Annotated in this window: 7 protein-coding genes and 2 tRNA genes; 4 read left to right on the top strand and 5 right to left on the bottom strand. The window is 66.4% G+C overall.

The annotated features are described in order from the left end of the window. A partial coding sequence (gene rpsI / locus ACI2JH_RS14210) for a 30S ribosomal protein S9 (protein WP_404736535.1) occupies window positions 1-124 on the top strand: 124 nt, incomplete at its 5' end. Window positions 125-385: 261 nt separating this feature from the next. Here rpsI and ACI2JH_RS14205 read toward each other — a convergent pair. Both ACI2JH_RS14205 and ACI2JH_RS14200 read right to left on the bottom strand, forming a co-directional pair. Continuing rightward, window positions 386-460, bottom strand: a tRNA-Gln gene (locus ACI2JH_RS14205). 51 nt (window positions 461-511) lie between these two features. Beyond that, a tRNA-Met gene (locus ACI2JH_RS14200) sits at window positions 512-588 on the bottom strand. A 120-nt stretch (window positions 589-708) separates the two neighbouring features. Here ACI2JH_RS14200 and ACI2JH_RS14195 point away from each other — a divergent pair. The 3 genes from ACI2JH_RS14195 to bfr all read left to right on the top strand — a co-directional run bounded on the left by ACI2JH_RS14195 (window position 709) and on the right by bfr (window position 2,227). After that, window positions 709-1,323 (top strand): RNA pyrophosphohydrolase, encoded by a 615-nt coding sequence (locus tag ACI2JH_RS14195; protein ID WP_101099320.1) that lies wholly within the window; start codon window positions 709-711, stop codon window positions 1,321-1,323. A gap of 116 nt (window positions 1,324-1,439) precedes the next feature. Then, window positions 1,440-1,649 (top strand): bacterioferritin-associated ferredoxin, encoded by a 210-nt coding sequence (locus tag ACI2JH_RS14190; protein ID WP_404736534.1) that lies wholly within the window; start codon window positions 1,440-1,442, stop codon window positions 1,647-1,649. A 107-nt stretch (window positions 1,650-1,756) separates the two neighbouring features. Beyond that, window positions 1,757-2,227 carry a bacterioferritin gene (gene bfr / locus ACI2JH_RS14185; protein ID WP_042614289.1) on the top strand — a complete coding sequence of 157 codons (471 nt, stop codon included), beginning with the start codon at window positions 1,757-1,759 and terminating at the stop codon, window positions 2,225-2,227. Window positions 2,228-2,269: 42 nt separating this feature from the next. Here bfr and ACI2JH_RS14180 read toward each other — a convergent pair whose 3' ends face one another. The 3 genes from ACI2JH_RS14180 to ACI2JH_RS14170 all read right to left on the bottom strand — a co-directional run bounded on the left by ACI2JH_RS14180 (window position 2,270) and on the right by ACI2JH_RS14170 (window position 7,033). After that, on the bottom strand, window positions 2,270-4,453 hold the full coding sequence (locus tag ACI2JH_RS14180; RefSeq protein ID WP_404736533.1) for an ATP-binding protein: 2,184 nt from the start codon (window positions 4,451-4,453) through the stop codon (window positions 2,270-2,272). Window positions 4,454-4,517: 64 nt separating this feature from the next. Beyond that, window positions 4,518-6,383 carry an EAL domain-containing protein gene (locus ACI2JH_RS14175; protein ID WP_404736529.1) on the bottom strand — a complete coding sequence of 622 codons (1,866 nt, stop codon included), beginning with the start codon at window positions 6,381-6,383 and terminating at the stop codon, window positions 4,518-4,520. Between the two features lie 35 nt (window positions 6,384-6,418). Then, on the bottom strand, window positions 6,419-7,033 hold the full coding sequence (locus ACI2JH_RS14170; protein ID WP_101099358.1) for a DUF4126 domain-containing protein: 615 nt from the start codon (window positions 7,031-7,033) through the stop codon (window positions 6,419-6,421). Between the last annotated feature and the right edge of the window lie 218 nt (window positions 7,034-7,251).

Below are 7,251 nucleotides of genomic sequence, written 5' to 3'. Positions count from 1 at the left end.
CGACGAAACCCTGAAGTCCGAGCTGCGCAAGGCTGGCTTCATGACCCGTGACGCCCGTGAAGTCGAGCGTAAGAAGGTCGGCCTGCACAAGGCACGTCGCGCCACCCAGTTCTCCAAGCGCTGATTTACCGCGCCTGGCGTGGGGCCTTTCGGGGCCCTGCTGGGAGGAAAACAAAAACCCGGCTTCGGCCGGGTTTTTGTTTGCTCGTTGTTTGGGTTTTTGACCCTGCGTGTCGAGCAAGCTCGACACTACGGGACCCCATCCGGAGTGGAGCCCCCTTGTTGTTCAAGGGGGCGCGCCGACAGGCGCGGGGATAACGTGGAGTGCGTGACCAAACAAAAAGAAAAAGGCCTGATCTTTCGATCAGGCCTTTTTCTTTTTGTTTGGCTGCCCCGGATGGATTCGAACCACCGAATGCCTGAGTCAGAGTCAGGTGCCTTACCGCTTGGCGACGGGGCAAAATAGGTGAAGCAATTGTCTCACTTTCCAAGTCGAAAACCAACCTCGACATGGTGGCTATGGGTGGACTCGAACCACCGACCCCAGCATTATGAGTGCTGTGCTCTAACCGGCTGAGCTACATAGCCTTGTGTGAGCCGGCTATTCTGGGCATGTGTACGAAACATGTCAATAGTTTTGTGTGCTGCTTGTGGGCCGACAGACGGCATGGGATAGTCCCTGTCAGTAGATTTCTAGGAGTCCGCATCGTGATCGATCCGGACGGCTATCGACCGAACGTCGGCATCGTGTTGATGCGCCAGGACGGTCAGGTGTTCTGGGCACGTCGAGTGCGCCGGGATGGCTGGCAGTTCCCACAGGGCGGCATGAACACCGATGAGACGCCCGTCGAGGCCATGTATCGTGAACTGCAGGAAGAGACCGGCCTGCTGCCCGAACACGTTGAAGTGCTCGGTGCTACCCCCGGTTGGCTGCGTTACAAGCTCCCTGCGCGCGCGATCCGCCGCAATGAGCGCCAGGTGTGCATCGGCCAGAAGCAGGTCTGGTTCCTGCTGCGCCTGACCGGTGACGAGTCGCATGTGCAGCTGGACCTGACCGAGACCCCCGAGTTCGATAACTGGCGCTGGGTCGATTTCTGGTATCCGGTGGAGCACGTGGTGATGTTCAAGCGCGGCGTGTATGCGCGTGCGTTGCGCCACCTCGCACCGATGGCGCGGGGCGTGGCCGGTGCCGGGGTGACGCAGATGCCGACGGGCGCGCAGGAAGCCTGGATGCCGGGGCATGCGGCAGGCCATGATCGGCCGCGCAAGCGTCCGACCAAGCGCGGTTACTGGCCCAAGAAGGTGCAGGGCGATCCCACCTGATGATCGCCCCAGGCTGAACTCGATCGAGAATGATTCAGCTTGTCAATTGACAACCATTCGCGTTTGAAGTGGAATACCGGCAGGCCAGCATCGGCCTGCCAACCCCGGCCGCCATCGTGTACGTCTGCATCTGCAATGGAGTCACCGACCACCAGATCCGCGAAGCTGCGGTGGATGGCTGCATGACGGTGGCCGAACTGACGATGCGGACCGGTTGCGGTGCTACCTGCGGGTCCTGCCTGGACATGGCCGGCGACCTGCTGGCCAAGGCACGCCACACGCATGGTCTGCCCCTGCCGGTTCTCGGCACCCTGCAGGCCGCCTGACCGCGCGCGCCTGCGCGGCGACGCGCAACTGAGCACGATTCGCGTTCCTTCATCGCCGGCGCAAAGCCGATACAGTGCCTGCGTTTTCAGCGTGCAGGAGCACCCCCATGAAAGGCGACGCCAAAGTCATCCAGTACCTCAACAAGGTGCTGTACAACGAACTGACTGCGATCAACCAGTACTTCCTGCACGCCAAGATGCTGAAGAACTGGGGCATCAAGGAACTCGCCGAGCACGAGTACAAGGAATCGATCGAAGAGATGAAGCATGCCGACATGCTGTCTGATCGCATCCTGTTCCTCGAAGGACTGCCGAACTTCCAGGCGCTGGGCAAGCTGCGCATCGGCGAAAATCCGTCGGAGATCCTGCAGTGCGATCTGGCGCTGGAAAGCGAGGCGGTGGAGGTGCTGCGCGAAGCGGTGGCCCATGCCGATTCGGTTGGCGACTACGTCAGCCGCCAGCTGTTCACGAAGATCCTGGATTCCGAAGAAGAGCACATTGACTGGCTGGAAACCCAGCTGGAACTGATCGGTCGCCTTGGCGAGCCGAAATACCTGCTCAGCAAGCTGGAAGACTGAGCGGGGGCAGGGTGCCGACCAAGGTCGGCACTACGGTGGGCACTACCGCCGCTGCCAGCCGGCCAGTGCCATGCGTGCCCGCGCGAACTCGGCGACCACCCGCGCGGCGGCGACTACCGGCATCTGCAGCGTGCCGTTGCGCGCTTCAAGTTCAATGCGCCGCGCAGCAGAAGACAGGGCCATCGCGCCGACATTCGCACTGGATGACTTCAGGCTGTGCGCCAGCGCGCGCAGCTGTTCCTGGTCGTCTTCCTGCGCCGCCGCCTGCAGCTGCTGCACCGCGATCGGTGTGTCATGCAGGAACGCGTCGATGATCGCCTGCGTGCTCGACCCGATCACCTCGTACAGTTCATCCAGCACGGTCGGGTCCAGTGCGGCCTGCGAAGACTCCACATCCTCGTCCGCTGCCACCCACTGGTGTCGCGCTTCGGTGCTGCCGATGTCCTGCGCGCCCAGGGTCCAGCGCTTCAGCATGCTTCGCAGCGCCGAAAGTTCAACCGGTTTGGACAGGTAGTCATCCATGCCCGCCTGCAGGCAGCGCTCACGGTCACCGGCCATGGCATTGGCGGTCATGGCGATGATCGGCATCCGGGGGCGGCTGGATGTTGCTTCCTGCGCGCGCCATTGGCGGGTGGCGGCGTAGCCATCCAGCACCGGCATCTGGCAGTCCATCAGCACCACGTCGATGCCCCCTGCGTGCAGTTCGCCCAGCGCCTGTTGGCCATCGTGCGCGGTGCGCACCGTGCAGCCCATCACTTCCAGCACGCGCTCGGCCACCATCAGGTTGACCATGTTGTCTTCCACCAGCAGCACCCGCAGGTCCAGGCGGTCGGGCGTGCCTGCAGTGGAGGGAGGCAGCGTTGCATCGCCAAGCAGCGCCGCAGGCCGCGCCGAGCGCGTTGCAGCCGGCACCAGCACCGCGTGCAGCGCCGCGTCGGCCTGCAGTTCGTCCACCCAGTGCTGGCCGTTGCGTGCGGCTGCGTTGCCCAGGTGCAGCCACAGCACCTGGGGTGCTTCGGTACCGCGTTCGGCGAGCGCCCGCTGCACGGACGCATCGCCGTTGCGCAGCAGGCGTCCATCGACCACCAGCCAGGCCAGTGCACGGGTCCTCGCGCGGATGGCCTCCAGTGCCAGCGCCAGCGTCTGCACAGCCTGCACCTGAAGGCCATGCTGCGCGCCGACGCGCTGCACGCGCTGCTGCAGCAGGGGGTCGCAGCTGAGCAGCAGCAGGTTGCCCAGTTCCGGGCCGTGCCCGCTGCGGGTGTCTCCCAGCGCCTTCAACAGCGGGATCTCGAACCAGAACGTGGCGCCTCGCCCGGGCGCGGAATGCACGCCGATCTGGCCCTGCATCAGCTCGATGATGCGGCGGCAGATCGCCAGCCCCAGGCCGGTGCCACCGTACATGCGCGTGGTGGACGCGTCGGCCTGGCTGAAGGACTGGAACAGGCGCGACTGCTGTTCCTGGTCGATGCCGATGCCGGTGTCGATGACCTCCAGACGCAGCTCGTGCCGGAACGCGGTCTCTCCCAGCCGGCACACCTTCAGCGTGACCTGGCCGCGGGCGGTGAACTTGATCGCGTTGGCCAGCAGGTTGCCGAGTACCTGGCGCAGCCGCACCGGATCGCCGCGAACCGACAAGCGCACGGCAGGGTCCAGCTCCAGCACGATGCGCAGGCCCTTGGCCTCGGCGGCACGCTGCATCAGCTGCACCACCCCTTCCAGCAGTTCGCGCAGGTTGAAGGTGGTGGTCTCCAGCGCCAGTGCATTGGCTTCCAACCGCGAGTGATCGAGGATGTCATCGACGATGCGCAGCAGCTGTTGCGAGCTGGTGACCGCGGTGCCGAGCATCTGCCGCTGCTCCGGTTCCAGGCTGCCGCGCCCGATCAGGTCGAGCATCGGGATGATGCCGTTGAGCGGCGTGCGGATCTCATGGCTCATGGTGGCCAGGAACTCGCCCTTGGCCAGCACCGCAGCTTCGGCGGCCTGCTTGGCCAGCAGCAGCTGCTGCTCCAGCTGTCCCTGCTGTTCATGCAGCCGTTGCAGGCGCTCCAGTTCCTGCTGCAGCTGGCGCAGGCGCTGCTCGGCCTCGTCGGCCGGGGCTGCCCCGTGCACGCCGTGCTGCTGCGCTCGCAGCGGCCACAGCAGCAGCGCCACGCAGGCCGCTACCAGCCCTAGCCACGGCCAGGGGCCGTTCCAGCGCAGTGCCACGGCCAGCAGGCAGCCCACGCTGATGGCCGCCGCTGCCAGCCCGGCCCGGTAGATCCATCGGCCCCGTCCGTGGGTCACCGGGTCAGAGCACCGCGTTGAGGAAATCGAAATCCAGGTCGCTGCCGGCCGACTGCACCATGTTGCCCTGGATGAAGTCCACGCCGCCCACCCACATCGCGGCCGCGGCTTGGGGATCTTCGATCTGCTGGCCGATGATCAGCAGGTTGGCGCGGTGCGCCACGTCGATCGCAGCGCGCATTTCATCGCGCGTCTGCGGGTTGGCATGGCTGCTGGAGAAACGTCCTGCCATGCGCACGAACGACAGCGGCAGCTGGGTCAGCAGGGCATTGGCCTCCGGCCCGGGTTCGAACTGGCTCAGGCAGAAGCGCACGCCCAAGGCACTGACCCGCGTGCAGAACTGCTGCAGGGTGACGGTGTGGATCAGCGCATCGGGCAGGCGCACGTCGACCACCAGTGCATTGCCGTCCAGTTGCCGCTGCTGCAGCGATTCGATCAACCAGTCGGCGAACGCATCGCGTGCCAGCGTGCGCAGCGACTGCGATACGAACAGGTGCAGCGGCGGAGTGGCATGGCGGTAATGGTCGAGCAGGCCCAGCGCATGGTCTATCACCTGCTGGTCGAGGTCGGCGATGCGGCCGGCCGCCTCGGCCGCAGGTATGACCTGGCCGGCGGTCAGCACGCTGCCATCGGCCTGGCGCAGCCGCAGCAGCACCTGGTACTGCGCGTTGCCGCCGCCGGCCACGGCGACGATCGGCTGGTAAGCCAGTTCCAGCTGGCCGTCAAGCATCGCCAGGTGTTCATCGCTGCTGGTTTCTTCGTGCGGCACGAACCCGGCTACACCGGCGGTCAGCAGGCGTGCCTGCAGCGTGGTGCGCTCGATCGCCTCCAGCGCGCTGCCGACGTCCGGGAAGCCCGGCGACAGCGCCGCGAAACCGATCACCCCGCGCAGGTGCACCGATTCATCGTCGCGGATCACGAAGGCACGGCTGGACAACTGTTCGCGCAGCGACTGCGCGGTGGCGTCCAGCTGCTCTTCGTCGACGCCGCGTGCCAGGGCAAGGAAACTGTTGTCGTTCAGGCGTGCCAGCAGGTGCGGCTGTGCGGCTTCGGCCAGCCGTTGTCCAGCCTGCACCATCAGGCGCTCGAAGGCGGCATAGCCATAGCGCTCGCGCAGGCCCAGCGCGCTGGCGATTTCGATGAAGAACAGACCGCCGCAGTCGCGGTGGCCGAGCGCGGCAGACAGCTGCTGCAGCAGGTGGTGGCGGGTTGGCAGCCCGGTTTCCGGATTGTTGAGCAGCGGACCGCCACGGTCACCGCTCTGCGCCGCCGCCTGCGCACGTGCGCGACGGATGCGGTTGGAGACCGCCGCGATCAGGTGGCGCGGGCGGATCGGCTTGCTCAGGTAATCATCGGCGCCGCTGTCGAGGACTTCGAACTGGCGTTCCGGATCGGGATCACCGCTGAGGAACACGATCGGCAACATCTGCAGGCCGGGCAACTGGCGGATCATCGCAGTGAGCCGCATGCCATCCAGTCCCGGCAGATGCAGGTCCATGAGGATCAGGTCCGGCGCATGTTCCTTGAGGGCCGGCTGCACGCTCTCCGCATCGCCCACCACGATCGCCTCCATGCCCGCACCGTGCAGCACGCTCTGCGCGAACAGGGCCTGCGCCCGGTCGTCTTCCACCACCAGGATGCGATAGGGCGCGTCGCTGGGGATGAAACCGGTCGGTAGATCGTCCTGTACATCAGCGGCGGTGTGCAGCGGGGGCGGTGTCGCACCGGGCAGCGCGATGACATTGTCGTCTGCCGCAGCCGTCGTCGCAGCGCTGGACGGCGTCTGCGAGGGCGCGCTGGCCCAGCGCTGCCAATGATCGGCGGGCGGAGTTTCTGCACGCGCGTTGCGTGGCGGGTGGGTATCGTTCACGGAGTCGCCGGCAGGGGAGTTGGGGAGTAAGGGGATTATGCGGCAGGCCCGGTGCGGGGCGCGTCGCGATCGCCACCGGCCAGCCAGCGCACGCCTTTCCAGAGTGCGCGCCAGACCAGCCAGACCGTCAACGCGCCGGCCAGGCTGCAGGCCAGCACCACGCCCAGCGCAAGCCACGGATGGGCCAGCGCCAGCGCAAGGCCGCCGACCACCACGGTATCTTCTGCCGCCGAGGCGACCCAGTTGCTGGCCGGTTCGGGCGAGGTATTGAGCAGTGCGCGAGTGCCTGATTTCAACCCATGGCTGGCCAGCGCGACGCCCGCACCGGCCAGCAGCGTGCCGGTGCCGAGGTCCCCATCGGGCGACAATGTCGCGGCGGCGAGGAAGGCGCCGGCCGGCACCCGGGCCAGGGTCTGCAGCAGGTCCCATGCCGAATCCACGCCGGGGATCTTGTCGGCGAAGAATTCAGCGACGGCCAGCACCGCCGAGGTGCCCAGCACCCACCACGATTCGGTGGCCTGCAGGGCCGGTGGCAGGTCGACCCAGCCCAGCAGCCCGGCCAGACCCACGCCGAACACGGTGAGGTAGACGCGGATGCCGGCCAGCCAGGCCAGCAGGATGCCGATCACGAACAGGTGGGCGTCGGTCATGGCGAAGGCTCCGGTCAGCGACGTGGACGTGCCTGCCGCGGGTAGCCGGCCAGCACGAACGGCACGTTCGAAGCCTGCACTATCGGCGATGGAGAGGCTGAACGCCACAGCTGCGGTCATGGACGGCCGCCGGTGTCACCTGCGTCCTGAACTACAATGGCCCGACTGATCCGCCGAGGCCGAGCCTGCATCGCACTGACCGATGCTCCGGAGACCTG

It is taken from the genome of Stenotrophomonas sp. NPDC078853, from assembly GCF_044901215.1.
In the GTDB taxonomy this organism is placed as follows: domain Bacteria; phylum Pseudomonadota; class Gammaproteobacteria; order Xanthomonadales; family Xanthomonadaceae; genus Stenotrophomonas; species Stenotrophomonas lacuserhaii.
The sequence above is the reverse complement of the archived record's forward strand: the minus strand, read 5'-3'. Positions and strand labels throughout refer to the sequence as shown.